Origin of the sequence: Nonomuraea sp. NPDC059023, assembly GCF_042740095.1 — a bacterium.
Taxonomy (GTDB): domain Bacteria; phylum Actinomycetota; class Actinomycetes; order Streptosporangiales; family Streptosporangiaceae; genus Nonomuraea.
On record NZ_JBHYIO010000008.1, the window covers coordinates 35,019 to 49,082 of the forward strand.

At 72.8% G+C, this 14,064-nt stretch carries 9 protein-coding genes; 7 read left to right on the forward strand and 2 right to left on the reverse strand.

Annotated elements, in window-relative coordinates:
• Positions 1 to 36: 36 nt before the first annotated feature.
• On the reverse strand, positions 37 to 630 hold the full coding sequence (locus ACFWYW_RS15885) for a TetR/AcrR family transcriptional regulator (protein ID WP_379612296.1): 594 nt from the start codon (positions 628 to 630) through the stop codon (positions 37 to 39).
• Positions 631 to 784: 154 nt separating this feature from the next.
• On the opposite strand from ACFWYW_RS15885, the gene ACFWYW_RS15890 reads away from it, so the two are divergent.
• The 5 genes from ACFWYW_RS15890 (at position 785) to ACFWYW_RS15910 (ending at position 9,520) form a co-directional block, all read left to right on the forward strand.
• Complete coding sequence (locus ACFWYW_RS15890; RefSeq protein WP_379612294.1) at positions 785 to 1,549, forward strand: nuclease-related domain-containing protein; 765 nt, start codon at positions 785 to 787, stop codon at positions 1,547 to 1,549.
• A gap of 130 nt (positions 1,550 to 1,679) precedes the next feature.
• Positions 1,680 to 3,182: a TIGR02677 family protein gene (locus ACFWYW_RS15895; protein ID WP_379612292.1), complete on the forward strand. Its 1,503-nt coding sequence runs from the start codon at positions 1,680 to 1,682 to the stop codon at positions 3,180 to 3,182.
• Positions 3,179 to 4,309 (forward strand): TIGR02678 family protein, encoded by a 1,131-nt coding sequence (locus tag ACFWYW_RS15900; protein ID WP_379612291.1) that lies wholly within the window; start codon positions 3,179 to 3,181, stop codon positions 4,307 to 4,309. Before ACFWYW_RS15895 ends, ACFWYW_RS15900 begins: the two co-directional genes overlap by 4 nt.
• On the forward strand, positions 4,309 to 8,310 hold the full coding sequence (locus ACFWYW_RS15905; RefSeq protein ID WP_379612290.1) for a TIGR02680 family protein: 4,002 nt from the start codon (positions 4,309 to 4,311) through the stop codon (positions 8,308 to 8,310). The genes ACFWYW_RS15900 and ACFWYW_RS15905 overlap by 1 nt, the downstream gene beginning before the upstream one ends.
• Complete coding sequence (locus ACFWYW_RS15910; protein WP_379640995.1) at positions 8,303 to 9,520, forward strand: TIGR02679 family protein; 1,218 nt, start codon at positions 8,303 to 8,305, stop codon at positions 9,518 to 9,520. The genes ACFWYW_RS15905 and ACFWYW_RS15910 overlap by 8 nt, the downstream gene beginning before the upstream one ends.
• Here the strand turns inward: ACFWYW_RS15910 and ACFWYW_RS15915 are convergent.
• Positions 9,496 to 12,582 carry a bifunctional cytochrome P450/NADPH--P450 reductase gene (locus ACFWYW_RS15915; RefSeq protein ID WP_379612289.1) on the reverse strand — a complete coding sequence of 1,029 codons (3,087 nt, stop codon included), beginning with the start codon at positions 12,580 to 12,582 and terminating at the stop codon, positions 9,496 to 9,498. The two genes, ACFWYW_RS15910 and ACFWYW_RS15915, sit on opposite strands and share 25 nt — an antisense overlap.
• A gap of 54 nt (positions 12,583 to 12,636) precedes the next feature.
• Here ACFWYW_RS15915 and ACFWYW_RS15920 point away from each other — a divergent pair, with 54 nt between their 5' ends.
• Positions 12,637 to 13,185 (forward strand): TetR/AcrR family transcriptional regulator, encoded by a 549-nt coding sequence (locus tag ACFWYW_RS15920; protein WP_379612288.1) that lies wholly within the window; start codon positions 12,637 to 12,639, stop codon positions 13,183 to 13,185.
• Positions 13,186 to 13,195: 10 nt separating this feature from the next.
• On the forward strand, positions 13,196 to 14,029 hold the full coding sequence (locus ACFWYW_RS15925) for a DUF72 domain-containing protein (RefSeq protein WP_379612287.1): 834 nt from the start codon (positions 13,196 to 13,198) through the stop codon (positions 14,027 to 14,029).
• Positions 14,030 to 14,064 lie beyond the last annotated feature (35 nt).

Consider the following 14,064-nt stretch of genomic DNA (forward strand, 5'->3'; position numbering starts at 1 on the left):
ATGCGCAAAATCCGGCGGTTGTCCATGGGTAGGGGGTCACGGCTTGAGGGAGGTCAGGAGGAGTTCGGCGAACTGGCGGCCCACTTCGCCCCCCGACAGCGGCCCGTCGGTGTGGTACCAGCTGCCCAGGTGGTGCACCGAGCCGAAGAAGAAGTCGACGACGATCTCGGCCTGGATGTCCTCGCGGAAGACCCCTTCGCGCTGCCCCTCGGTGACGAGGTCCCGGAAACGCTCGTGGTAGCGTCGGCGCTCGGCCCGCACGCTCTTCTGCGTCTCCGGGGCCAGCAGGTGCATCGACCGGAAGAAGATCTTGGAATCGTCGAGGTTGGCCGTGGTGGTCTCGACCACGTCGGCGGCGGCGTCGCGCAGCCGCTCCCTGACCGGGCGGCGTTCGTCGGCGATCTGCGTCAGCCGTTCCATCTGCATCCGCAGGACCCGCGCGTAGATCTCATGCAGCAGGTCATCCTTGGAGTCGAAGTAGTGGTACATGGCGCCCTTGGTCACTCCGGCGGCGGCCACGATCTCCTGCACCGAGGTGCCCTCGAACCCGCGCTCGGCGAACAGCCTCGTCGCCTCGCTGAGCAGCCGCCGGCGCACCGGCTCATCCTTCCCCGTCACGAACCCCAGCATACCGACTGGTCGGTTGAGCGTCTTGCGCGTGATTCGCGGTGCTATTTCCCTCACCTTAGGGTGGCCTTTGTTTGATATTGGGTATCACGTGACGTGGCGAGGGATCTCCGGCGTGGCAGATCCAAGTATTTCCTAGCAACTCGGGGAGTTTGCCGTGCCTGGTGGCTCGATCTATGTGCAGCAGGACCCGAAGTTCACGGGGTCGTCGCCCCAGTGGTACTACGAGAAGTTCTGGAGGGAGGACACCAGAAACCGTCGTCGCAACCGTGCGATCAAGGCCGCCGTGGGCTTCGCGGCCGGCCTGGCTCTGGCGATCCGCTTCGACCTGCCGTTCCCCGCGCTCTACGCGCTGGGCCTGGCCGGCATCGTGGCGGGCGCCGACTGGTACTGGTACTGGGCGCAGTTCCGCGCCACCGCGGTCTGGCGAGGACGCCGCCGCGGTGAGGCGATCACCGGTAAGACGCTGCGCCGCGCGCTGACCAAGCAGGGTTACCGCGTGCTGGACGGCCGCGCGATCCGCGGCCAGGCCTCCATCGATCATCTGGTCATCGGCCCCGGCGGTGTCTGGATCATCGACAACGAGTCCTGGAGCCCGGACACCGAGATCGCCTCCTACGGCGGCCGGCTGTTCTTCGGCGAGAAGTTCGGCACCAAGGTCGCCAAGGGCCTGGTGGAGACCGGCCACGCGTTCGCCGAGCTCCTCACCAAGGAGACCGGCATCCCGGTCACGATCACCCCGATGGTCGCGGTGCACTGCGGGATGATGCCGAGAGGCGGCCTGCTCACGGCCGAGGGTCTCACCCTCCTCAAGCCGCACCTGGCGCCCCGCATGATCCGGGCGACCTCGTCCGCGGCGCTGAGCACCACGCAGGTGGAACTCCTGGCCCGCATCGCCGCCCGGGAACTCCACCGCATGTGAGCACGTGGGCGCCGTCCGCCGGCGGCGCTTCGCTCGGCCGGTCCATAGCACGGAGTGCGGTTGATCGCATGATGGATACGGTGCGGGTCAATCAGGGTGACACCCGATCGGAATTGTTCACACTAGACATATGGCTCCCGCTCCTCAGCAACCGCAGGCGTTCGCTCACCTGAGCGCGCCCAACGCCGCGTTCTACCGGGAGATCCTGGTGGCGTTCGCGCGGGCGAAGGAGCGGTTCGTGGTCCACCTGCGGCCGGAGGAGGTCGCGGCGGAGCTACGGCGCGACAGCGACGACCAGCTCGCCCAGGCGCTCAAGCGGCTCGTCGACTGGGGCAACCTGCGCTCCGACGCCGACACCGGCAGGGTCTCCTCGGTCGAGGACTTCCACCGCAAACGGCTGCTGTTCCAGCTGACCGCCGCCGGCCAGGCCGCCGAGCAGGCCATCGCCTTCTACGAGGAGGCGATCGGCCGGCGGGGACAACTCCAGGCGGTGGCGCTCGGCGACATCGCCGACCAGCTCCAGGCCCTGGTCACGCTGAGCGGGCAGGACGACCCCGACCCGGCGGGCGTCCACCTGATCCTGATCTCTCTGGCCGAGCGGTTCGCGTCGCTGGCCGACAACGCGCGGGCGTTCATGGCGTCGCTGCGGCGCGCGATCGACTTCGCCGACGGCGACGTGGACGGCTTCATCGCCTACAAGGAGCGGTTGATCGACTACATCAACCGCTTCATCGCCGAGCTGGCCAACTCCGGGGCCCGCATCGCCCGGCTGCTGCTCGAACTGGAGGAACTGGGCCAGCACGGACTGCTGGAGACGGCCGCGCGGCGCGAGGCCGCCGACGCGGTGCCGGACGGCGCCGACGCCGCGGCCGAGTACGCCAAGGTGCTGGCCGGCTGGGAGAACAAATGGCGTGGCCTGCGCGACTGGTTCGTCTCGCGCGACGTCGGCCACCCGTCACAGGCCCGGCTGCTGCGGCAGTCGGCGGTCACCGCGATCAAGCAGCTCATCGACACCGTCGGCCTGCTCAACGAGCGGCGATCCGGCCGATCGGACCGCTCGGCCGACTTCAGGACGCTGGCCAGGTGGTTCGCCGACGCGCCGGACGAGGCCGCGATGCACCGGCTCTGGCGGGCCGCGTTCGGGCTGGCCCCGGCCCGGCATCTGACGATCCCGCCGCAGGAGATCGCCGACGTCCCCGCCTCCACCCCGTGGGCGCAGGCGCCGCCGATCCGGATCTCGCCGCAGCTTCGCCGTACCGGATCCTATGAACGGCGCGGCAGGCCCAACAAGGTGGCCGACCGCTCGCAGGCCCGCCGGGTTCTGCTGGAGCGGGCCGAGCGGGAGGCGGCGCAGACGGCGCGGGCGCGCGAGCGGCTGCGCACGGACGGGCCGGTACTGCTGTCGCGGCTGGGCGTGCTGGACCCGATGGCCTTCCGGCTGTTCCTGGGGCTGCTCGGGGACGCGCTGTCGGCCCGGGGGCCGCACGACACGGAGGTGAAGACCACCACCGGCGACGGTTCGATGGAGGTACGGCTCACGCTGGTGCCGGACGGCGGGATGGTCGCGATCGAGACCGAGGACGGGGTGCTGACCGGCCCCGAGCACGTGATCGAGATCACGGTGGTCGCGTGACCCCCGAGGAGGAGCTGGCCCAGTGCCAGGCGGCGCTGCGCGCCCTGCTGATGAGCCCGCTGCTGCGCGACCCCGAGAAGCTCGTGCTGGTCCGGCGGCACGCCGCCGAGCTGCGCGACTGGCTGACCAGGGAGACCGGCTGGCGGCTCGTCGTGGACGCGGAGTCGGCCCGGTTGTTCAAGGCGGTACCCGACACCCTGGACGCGACCCGTCCCGCGCTCGGCCGGGCGGGCGAGCCGTTCGGGCGGCGGCGTTATGTGGTGCTCTGCCTGGCGCTGTCGGTGCTCGAACGGGCCGACGCGCAGACCACGCTGGGCAAGCTGGCCGAGGAGGTGCTGGACGCGGGCGCCGAGCACGCCTTCACGCTGGGCAGCAGGGCCGAGCGCGGGGACCTGGTGGCGGTGGTCCGTACGCTGCTCGGCTGGGGAGTTCTCGACCGGGTCTCGGGTGATGAGGAGGCGTACCTGGCCGAGACCGGCGACGTGCTCTACGACGTACGGCGCAAGGTGCTGGCCGGGCTGCTCACCGGGCTGCGCGGGCCGTCCACGATCACCGCCGAGTCCTTCGAGGAACGGCTGGCCGAGCTGACGGCCGAGCCGTACGCCGACACCGACGACCTGCGCAACCAGGCGATACGCCGCCGCCTGACCAGGTGGCTGCTGGACGATCCGGTCCTGTACTTCAAGGATCTGGGGGCGGACGAGCTGGCGTACCTGACCTCGCAGCGGCACGCCGTCATCCGCAGGATCGAGCAGGCCACGGGCCTGGTCGCAGAGGTCAGGGCGGAGGGCATCGCCATGGTCGACCCCGACGACGAGCTGACCGACGTACGGCTGCCCGAGCAGCGCACCGACGGCCACGTCACCTTGCTGGTCGCCGAGCGCCTGGCCGCGCTGGGCAGCGCCTCGACCGAGGAGCTCAGGGCGTTCGTCCGGCAGGCGGCGGCCGAGCACACCTCCTTCTGGCGCAAGGGCGTCACCGATCCGGGCGCGGAGGACGGCCTGCTGGCGGTGGCGCTCGGCAAGCTCACCGCCCTGCGCCTGGCGTACGTGGAGGGGAGCCGGGTCACCGGCCTGCCGGCCATCTCCCGCTACGCGCTCGATCCGCCTACGGTCAAAGGAAACTGATGCTGCCCACCCCCGGCGCGGAGCGCTGGAAGCCGCTGCGCGCGGGCCTGGTCGACATGTTCTACTACGACGTCGAGGAGTTCCATTTCCACGACGGCCGCCTGCTGCTGCGCGGCAACAACGGCACCGGCAAGTCGAAGGTGCTCGCGCTCACCCTGCCCTTCCTGCTGGACGGCGAGCTGACCTCGCACCGGGTCGAGCCGGACGGCGACCGGCAGAAGCGCATGGAGTGGAACCTGCTGCTCGGCGGGAAACATCCGCATCCTGAGCGGCTCGGCTACACGTGGCTGGAGTTCGGCCGCCGCGCCGCCGATGGAAGCCAGGAGTTCCGCACGATCGGCTGCGGGCTGAAGGCGGTCAGGGACCGGGGCGTGGTCAGGCACTGGTTCTTCGTCACCCCGCAGCGCGTCGGAGCGGGACTGAGCCTGATCTCACCCACCGGCGTGGCGCTGACCAGGGAGAACCTGCGCGAGGCCGTGGACGGCCACGGCATGGTCTACGACCGGGCGGCCGACTACCGGCGCGCGGTGGACGAGGCGCTGTTCTGGCTGGGCGAGCACCGCTACGAGGCGCTGGTCAACCTGCTGATCCAGCTCCGCCAGCCGCAGCTGTCGAAGCGGCCGGACGAGAAGCTGCTGTCCAGGGCCCTCACCGAGGCGTTGCCCCCGCTCAGCTCCACGCTGCTGGCCACGGTCGCCGACGCCTTCCGCGGCCTGGACGAGGAACGCGACGCGCTGCGCGGCCTGGACGAGGCGCGCAAGGCCGCGGCCGGCTTCCTGGACCACTATCGCGCGTACGCGGCCACGGCCACCAAGCGGAAGGCGGCCGGGCCCAGGCTCACGCAGAGCCGCTACGAGCAGCTCGGCCGCGACCTGGCCGAGGCGGAGCTGCGCCAGTCGAAGGCGGAAGCCGAGCTGGAGTCGGTCGACGACCTGCTCAGCGAGCTGGCCACGGAGAAGAACCTGCTCGACGCCCGCCGTACGGCGCTGCAGCAGAGCCCCGAGATGCGCGACGCGGAGCGGCTGGACCAGACGCGCGAGGAGGCGGGCCGACTGGCCGAGCACGCCCAGCGCACCGGCAAGGAGCTGAGCCGCGCCGACGGCGAGACCGGGCGGCTGGCCCGCCGCGCCGAGACCGCGCGCGAGAAGGCCGAGCGGGCGCAGGAGGAGCACGACACGATCCACCACGCGGCGGCGGACGCGGCGGGCCGGGCCGGGGTCGAGCTGTCCGAGTCCCGGCGCGAGGCCGAGAACGCCGTCGTCCGCCAGGAGCACGCGATCGCCCAGCTTGAGCGGCTGCTGCGGGCGGTGGCCGACGCCGCCGCCGGTGTCACGACGGCCAGGGCCGAGGTCGACCGGCTGACCGGTGAGCTCACCGAGGCCGCGGAGGCGATCGCGCTGGCCGGGCAGGTGGCCGGGGATCGGGCCGCCGAGCTGCTGGACTCCTTCACCGGCTACCTCACCGGGCTGAGCGAGCTGTGGGTGGCCGACCGGGACGGCGTGCTGGCCGTACTCCGGGACTGGGCGGAGAACGCGGCGGGACCCAACCCCGCGGCCGCCGCCGTGGACGACGCGCTGAGACAGGCCACGGCGGCGCTCGCCCGGCGCGAGACGGAGCTGGACGCCGAGCTCGCCGCCGCCCGGCTGGCCGCCGACGAGCTGGCCGTGGAGATCGCCCGGCTGGAGGCGGGCGGCCACGACGCGCCGCCCGCCCCGCACACCCGCGCCCCTCGCGGCGACACCCGGCCGGGCGCGCCGCTGTGGAAGGTCGTGGACTTCGCCGACGGGGTGCCCGCCGATCACCGCGCCGGTCTCGAGGCCGCCCTGGAGGCCTCGGGCCTGCTGGACGCGTGGCTGACCCCGCAGGCCGAGCTGATACTCGGCGACACGGTGATCCTGCGCGGCAGGGTGACCGGGCCGTCCTGCGCGAACGTGCTGCGCCCCGCGATCGACCGCGCCGACCCGCAGGCCGCGGCGCTCGACGACGCGACCGTGCTCTCCGTGCTGGCCGGGATCGGGCTCGGGCCCGGCTCGCCGACCTGGATCGCCACCGACGGCCGCTGGGTCAACGGCCTGCTGGCCGGCGCCTGGCAGAAGGCGGGCGCCGACCACATCGGCGAGGGCGCGCGCGAGTCCGCCCGCCGCGCTCGCCTGGCGGCGCTCGCCCGGGAACTCGCCGACGCCACGCTGCGCGCCGACGACCTCGACCGCGACAAGCAGGATCTCGCGGTACGGCAGGCCGTCCTGGCCGCCGAGCACCGCGCCCTCCCCTCCGACGCCCCGGTCCGCGAGGCCCACGTGAAGCTGGCCGGAGCCCACGAGCACCGCAGGACGATCCACGAGCGCCACCAGCGCGCCGTCGGCGTGATGAACACCCGGCAGGCCGAGCTCGACGCGGCCCAGGTCAGGTCGGCCGAGTTCGCCGGTGACGTGGGCCTGCCGGCCGAGCACGGGCCGCTGGGGGAGATCAGGGCTTCGCTGGCGGAGTACCGGCTGGAGCTGGCCAGGTTGTGGCCGGCCGTACACGCGCTGAACTCGGCCCGCGAGAGCGAGCGTGAGGCCGCGCAGGAGGTCGCGCTCGCGGCCGAGCGGCTGGCCGAGGCGGCGCAGCTGGCCGCGGAGGCGGGGGAGCGGGCGCGGGCGGCGGCCGAGGTGTACCGCTCGCTCGCCGAGACGGCGGGCGCGGCGGTGGAGGAGCTGTTCCGCCGCCTGGAGGAGGTACGGCAGGAGCTGCGCGGGCGCGACCGTGCCGAGAACGACGCCCGCGCCAGGCAGCAGCGGCTGGCGACCGAACGCGGTAAGGCAGAAGGTGTGCGCGAACGGCTGGCCGGCGAGATCGTCGAGGCCACGCGCGCCAGGGACGAGGCGGTGCGCGACTTCCGCGCGTTCGCCGCGACCGGTCTGCTCAAGGTCGCGCTGCCCGGCCGCGACATGCCCGACCCGGCCACCGCCTGGTCGGCCACGCCCACGGTCGTCCTCGCGCGGGCGGTCAACGCCGACCTGGAGGCGGTCGACGACGGCGACGGCCCGTGGGAACGCGTGCAGCGCAAGGTCGCCGACGAGCACAAGCTCCTGTCCGACGCGATGGCCAGGCAGGGCCACTCGGCGGGGCTGACCGTCACGGAAGGCGTCATGATCGTCGACGTGACGTTCCAGGGCCGGGCCCGCGACATCCCCGACCTGGTGGCCGCGCTGGCGGAGGAGACGGCCGGCCGCGCCCGGCTGCTGTCGGCCAAGGAGCGCGAACTGCTGGAGAACCACCTGCTCAACGAGGTCGCCGGAACGCTGCACGAGCTCATCGCGGCGGCCGAGACCGAGGTCGGCAGCATGAACGAGGAACTCCAGTCGCGCCCCACCTCCACCGGCATGCGGCTGCGCCTGGTGTGGAAGACCGCGAAGAACGCCCCGGAAGGCCTCGACCGCGTCCGCGGCAAGCTGCGCCAGACCGTCGACGCGTGGTCGCAGGACGACCGGACGGCGGTCGGCTCCTTCCTGCAGGAACGCATCGCCAGGGAGCACGCCGACAACCCGGCGGCGGGCTGGATCGAGGCGCTGACCAGAGCCCTGGACTACCGGGTGTGGCACGAGTTCGCCATCCAGCGGCTCCAGGAGGGCCAGTGGCGGCCCGCCACCGGTCCCGCCTCGGGCGGCGAGCGGGTGCTGGCCGCCTCGGTGCCGCTGTTCGCCGCCGCGTCCGCGCACTACAAGTCGGCGGGCAACCCGCACGCGCCGCGCCTGGTCGCGCTCGACGAGGCGTTCGCCGGGGTGGACGACGACTCGCGGGCCAAGTGCCTCGGCCTGCTGGCCACCTTCGACATGGACGTGGTGATGACCAGCGAGCGCGAGTGGGGCTGCTACCCGCAGGTGCCCGGCCTGGCCATCGCCCAGCTGTCGCGGCACGACGGCATCGACGCGGTCCTGGTCACGCCGTGGCGCTGGGACGGCAGGGAGCGCCGCCGGGTCGAACGCCCTTCACCGGGAGGAGGCCTGGCCGATGAGTGACCGGCTCGCGCGACTCCTTGGCGGGGACGAGCTGGCGTGGCTGGTGGACCGGGCGCGTACCCGCCTGGAACGCGGCAGGCCCCTGACCGGCTCGGTCTCGCTGGCGGGCGCGACGCACGGCCAGCGGCGGGCGGCCGAGACGCTGCTCGGCCGCCGGGCCGGGAGCGGGGCCTCGCTGTCGGTGTCGCTGGAGGAGGTCGACCGGGTGCTGCGGGCCAGCGGCGCCTGCGACGGCCTCGCCGAGGCGGTCGCGCTCCTGCGCGGCCCGATCCGCGACCTGACCGCCCTGGCCGCCGACCGCGACACCGCCTGGCGCACCGCGTTCGCGGTCTTGGACACGCACCTCGCCAGGCGCGCCGGGGACGGGCAGGATCTCGCGGGGTGGCGGGGCTGGCTGGACTCCTCCGGTCTGGTACGCAGGCTCGCGCCCGAACCCGCCGACGCCGGGTCGCTGCTGGACCGGCTCGTCGCGGTGCTGGCGCGGCTGCCGTCCACGGGCGTGCCGATCGGCCGGCTGGCCGCCGAGACCTGCGGCGACGCGCACGCGCTCGACGACGGCCGCCCGGTGGCGACCCTGGCCCTGTCGGCGGCCCGCGCCCTGGCCGGTCTGCCGTACGCGGCCGAAGGCGGCGCCGACGCCAGGCGGGCGGCCTGGGCGGCGGTCGGGGTGCACCTGGACGAGCTGTCGTCGCTGGTCCTGAGCCTCGGCCTGCCCGGCGACCCCACGCCGGGCGAGCCGCACGTGCGCACGCTGCGCCAGCTCCGCCGCGCGGAACCGATCGCCGCGGGCCTGGTGCGCCTGTGCGAGAACCCGGTCGTGGTGGCCGCCGCCGCGGACGACCTCGGCGCCGCCTGCCCGCCCCTGGTCTGCGTGAACGGCCGGCCGTCCGCGGCCGTCTGGCGGCTGCTCGGCCTGCTGGCCGCCGGGGGATCGTCGTTCGCCTACCACGGCGACTTCGACTGGGGCGGCGTCGCGATCGCCGCGGCCGTCCACGAGCGCGTGGGGTTCACGCCGTGGCGATACGACGCCGCGTCCTATCGGCGGGCGGCCGGTGACGCCCCGCTGGCAGGACGCGCCGTGCCCACGCCCTGGGACCCGCCGCTGTCGGAGGCGATGCGGCGGCGGGCGGTCCGCGTGGAGGAGGAGCTGGTCCTGTCCGAGCTGCTGAGCGACCTGGCCGCGCCTCAGGCGAAGACGTCCTGCTGGTAGCGGCCCGCGGCGTCGAGCGCCGCCAGCCACTCCTCGCCCGGCCGCCCGGTCTTGCCGTGGTGGATGGCGAGGAAGGCCTGCCGTACGGCGGGGGCCATGCGCAGCCCGTCGCCGCAGACGTACACGTGGGCGCCCCGCTCCAGCAGCTCCCACACCCGGTCGGCCTGCTCGGCCAGCGCGTCCTGGACGAGGCGGCCATCGCGCGCGGAGAAGGCGACGTGCGCGTCCGGCGCCCACGCCGCCACGTCCGCGCGGTAGAGCCAGTCGTGCTCCGGATGGCGGCAGCCGGTGAACACCAGGGCGGGCCCGGTGGCGCCCCGCAGCGCCCGGTCCTCCAGGAAGCCGCGCAGCGGGGCGAACCCGGTCCCGGGACCGACCATGATCACCGGCGTCGCCGGGTCGGCGGGCAGCCGGAACGGCGGGGCGGGCACGCGGACGTAGCCGTAGAACACCTCGCCCTCCGCCAGCCCCGCCAGGTACGCCGAGGCCATCCCCCGATACTCGCCCGTCCCCGACCAGGCCGCGCCCTCCACCAGCCCGACCGTGATCCGGATGCGCCCGGGGTCGGCCAGCGGCGAGGACGAGGCGGAGTAGTAGCGCGGCTTGATCGGCCCCGCCAGCTCCAGGAACGCGGGCAGCGGCAGCTCGATCGCGGGGAAGCGGTCGAGCAGGGCCAGCACCGAGACGCGCTTGGCCAGGATCTCGTCGGCGTAGCCCTCGGTCAGCTCCCCGAGCTGCCGGGTGGTCCAGGGGCAGGCGGTGTGCGCGGCCAGCGTGGACAGGTCCGCGCGGGTGGCCACCTGCTGCAGTTCCACGAAGTCGGTCAGCAGAAGGCCGGCGGTGACCGGGGTGTCCAGGGGGAGATGGGTGGCGCCCTGGGCGCGCAGCCGTACCACCTGGTCGCGGGGGACGCGCAGCACACGCAGCGCCCACTCCACCAGCTCGGGGTCGTTCTTGGCGAAGACCGCCAGGTGGTCGCCGGCGGCGTAGGCGACGCCTTCCGGCAGTTCGGCCACGATCGAGCGCACGCCCGCCCGCGGCGCCTCCTTCGAGAAGTCCCACAGCCCTGACGGGTCGCCGGTCAGCTCCTCGTTGGAGACCACCCGCAGCGGCACCGCCCGCTCGGACACGACCGCGGGCCGTACCTCGGCCTCGGTCAGGACCTCCATCTCGTAGCGCGGTCCCGCCGCCTCCGCCGAGGCCGCGTACTCCTCGGCGAGCGCCACCCACAACCGCGCCGTCCACGCCGAGACGTCCCCGTCGAAGTCGCCGTCCGCGTCCGCCTCACCCCTTTCGATCAGGGGTACGGCTCCCGCCGCCACCAGCTTGTCGAACGCCCGGCGGGGGAAGTCCTGGTAGGTGGGCCACTGGGTGTTGCCGCAGCCGAGCACGGCCAGCCGTACGCCGGAAAGGTCGGGAAGCTCTTCCAGCGCGTCGAAGCGCTGGGCGTTGTCGGGCGCGCGGCCGTTGTAGGAGGAGGTGACGACCAGCAGCAGGCCGTCGGCGGGCGGCCGCAGGTCGTCGAGCGTGGTCAGCGTGGTCGCGAAGCTGGCCCGGCCGGCCCGCTCGGCCAGGCGTTCGGCGAGGTCGGAACAGGTGCCGAGGTTGGAGCCGTAGGCCACGGTGAGCGGGGTGCCGGTGACGGCGAGATCCTGCTGCTGTTCGTGCTGTTCGGGGACCGGCTCCTGGGCGGCGCCGCGCTCGTGGGGGCGGCGCTCGCGGACCCGTACCGTGAAGCCGTCCGGCTTGAGGGTGAGGGTCTGCTTGGTCTTGATCTTGTAGGCGGTGGGGTCGGAGACGGCGAACCGGCGCAGGACCATCGCGAGCGCGAGGCGGGCCTCGGTGAGGGCGAACTGGCGGCCGATGCAGGCACGCTCGCCGTTGCCGAACGGTTTGTACGCCGATTTATGGTGATTTTTGCGGTTTTCGGGGAGCCAGCGGTCGATGTCGAACTCCTCCGGCCGGTCCCAGGCCTTCGGGCTGCGGTGCAGCGACGGCAGCACGACGACCGTCTGCTGGCCGGCGCGTACCGGATAGGAACCGCCGATCACCGTGTCCTCGAACGCCGACACCGAGAAGGCGGGGATCGGCGACCACACGCGCAGCGTCTCCTCCAGCACGCGCGAGATCACGTCCAGCTTCATGATCGTCTCGTAGGTCGGCGGGGTGTCGCCGGGCATCAGGGCGTCGACCTCGGCGTAGGCCCTGGCCAGGGTGTGCGGGTCGCGCAGCAGGTTGTACAGGGCGAAGGAGAGCAGGCCGCTGGTCGTCTCGTGCCCGGCGATGAGGAAGGTGATGACCTGGTCGCGGATGTTCGCATCCGACAGCCGCTCGCCGGTGCGCGGGTCGGTCGCCTCCATCATCAGGCCGAGCAGGTCGGAGGCGCCTGACGGCCGCGCGGTGCGTTGCTCGATGACCTCCTCGACCAGGGCCCGCATCGTCTGGATGTCGCGCTCGTAGGCCTCCTGGCGCTTGCGCAGCATCTTGGTGACCACGGGCGGCTGGCGCAGGCGCAGCATCGCCTCGGTCAGCGCCGAGCCCATCGCGCGCAGGAACGGGTGCAGCTCGGGCTGGTCGAAGGAGCGGAAGCGGTAGCCGAAACCGGTCAGCGAGATCGTGTCCAGGGTCAGCCTGGTCATGTCGTCGGACACGGGCAGGTCCTGCCCCTGACGGGCGGCCCAGGAGTCGATCAGCTGGTCGGCGACCTCCAGCATCTGCGGGAAGTAGGCGCGCATCGAGCGCTGGCTGAAGGCGGGCATCAGGATGCGGTGCGCGTGGCCCCAGACGGGCTCGTCGTGCCGGGCGGTGAACAGGGCGTCGCCGCCCAGGTCGCGCAGGAAGGACAGCGGCGGCTGGATGCCCTTGTGGAAACGGCTCTCGTCGCAGAGTTCCTCGACGAGGTCGGGGTCGTAGACGAACAGGACGTCGCTGCCGAGAAGGTTCAGCCGGAACAGGCCCTCCTCGTAACGGGCGGCCAGCTCGTCGAAATAGGCGGCCGGCGAGTGGGCCGGCACCTGAAGCATGTTGCCGAGCAGGGGCAGACCAGGCGGTGAGGGGATCATGGGTACTCCAATGGGTCAGCCATACACCGTATGGCGGACGCTACCATACGGCGTATGGCAGTGAGCGCGCGGAGGGGTGCCCCTCTGACTCCGGAAGAGATCTACGCCGCGGCGTGGCGGCTGATCGACGCGGGCGGCGTGGAAGGGCTGTCCATGCGCAAGCTCGCCGCCGAACTGGACGTCAACCCCATGTCGGTCTACCACCACGTCGAGAACAAGACCGCCCTGCTCCACGAGCTCTGCCTCAGGGCCGCCGGCCGGCTCGCGATCCCCCCCGACGACGGCTCGCCGTGGCAGGACCAGATGCGGGCGCTCGGCCACGCCTACCGCGAACTGGCCCGCCGGCAGCCGTCGCTGTGGCGGTACGTGTTCAACCACCCCGAGGTGATGAGCAGGCAGCAGGGCGGGTTGTGGGAGGTGCTCGACCGCCTCCTGCGCACGGCCGGAGTCCCGGAGGACGAACTCCCACGGACGGCCGAGATCCTCAGCTCGTTCGTCAGCGGCTTCATCTTCTCCGAGTCGACCGGCGGCGTCCGCCCCGACGCCTTCGACGACGCCGTCACCCTGCTGATCGGCGGCCTGGAAGCGTACCTGGACCGGTAACGTCGCATTCATGGATCTACACGTGGGTTGCGCGATGTGGAGTCATTCCCGCTGGGGGCTTCCGCAGGGCGAGCGGCTCGGCTCCTACGCCTTCCGGTGCAACGCGGTCGAAGGCAACACCACCTTCTACGCCACGCCGTCCCGCGCCACCGTCGAGACCTGGGCGGCGCAGACCCCGGCCGACTTCCGTTTCGTGATCAAACTGCCCAAGACGATCACCCACGAAGGCCGACTCGGTGACGTCGGCGACCAGGTCCGCGCCTTCCTGCACGCGATCGAACCCCTCGGCCCCCGCGCCCACGCCCTGTGGGTGCAACTGCCCGGCTCCTTCTCCCCGTCCGATCTGGGCGTGCTGGCCACGTTCCTGCGCCGCATGCCCACGGCTTACAACTACGCGGTCGAGGTACGGCACCGCGCCTTCTTCGACCACGCCCCGTCCATCGGGAACCTGGAGCGGCTGCTGGGTGACCTGGACGCCGAATGGGTGCCGTTCGACACCGTCACGCTCTTCGAAAGCCCGCCGTCCAGCGACGCCGAGCGGGACGCGTGGACCAAGAAACCCCGGGTCCCCCGCCGCTCGCACGCCCTCACCGAACGCCCGATCGTCCGCTACCTCGGCCGCGACGACACCGCCAGGACCGTCGAAGGCTGGCGGTTCTGGGTGGAGACGGCGGCGGCCTGGCTGCGCGAAGGCCGATCACCGACGGTCTTCGTCCACACCCCCGACAACGCCGAGGCGCTGACCCTGGCCCGCCGCTTCCACGACGAGGTACGCGCCCAGCTCCCCGGCCTCTCCCCGCTGCCTGAGCCGGTGGCCGACGAGCCGCCGCTCACCCTGTTCTGACCCGATCAGCCTCTTTTCGGGTCAGGCCTGGGCAA

What these genes read in the sequence shown, in the direction of transcription:
- ACFWYW_RS15895 (WP_379612292.1), top strand. Translation starts at nt 1,680, where the DNA reads ATGGCTCCCGCTCCTCAGCAACCGCAGGCGTTCGCTCACCTGAGCGCG.
- ACFWYW_RS15915 (WP_379612289.1), bottom strand. Translation starts at nt 12,582, where the DNA reads ATGATCCCCTCACCGCCTGGTCTGCCCCTGCTCGGCAACATGCTTCAG.
- ACFWYW_RS15920 (WP_379612288.1), top strand. Translation starts at nt 12,637, where the DNA reads ATGGCAGTGAGCGCGCGGAGGGGTGCCCCTCTGACTCCGGAAGAGATC.
- ACFWYW_RS15925 (WP_379612287.1), top strand. Translation starts at nt 13,196, where the DNA reads ATGGATCTACACGTGGGTTGCGCGATGTGGAGTCATTCCCGCTGGGGG.
- ACFWYW_RS15910 (WP_379640995.1), top strand. Translation starts at nt 8,303, where the DNA reads ATGAGTGACCGGCTCGCGCGACTCCTTGGCGGGGACGAGCTGGCGTGG.
- ACFWYW_RS15905 (WP_379612290.1), top strand. Translation starts at nt 4,309, where the DNA reads ATGCTGCCCACCCCCGGCGCGGAGCGCTGGAAGCCGCTGCGCGCGGGC.
- ACFWYW_RS15885 (WP_379612296.1), bottom strand. Translation starts at nt 630, where the DNA reads ATGCTGGGGTTCGTGACGGGGAAGGATGAGCCGGTGCGCCGGCGGCTG.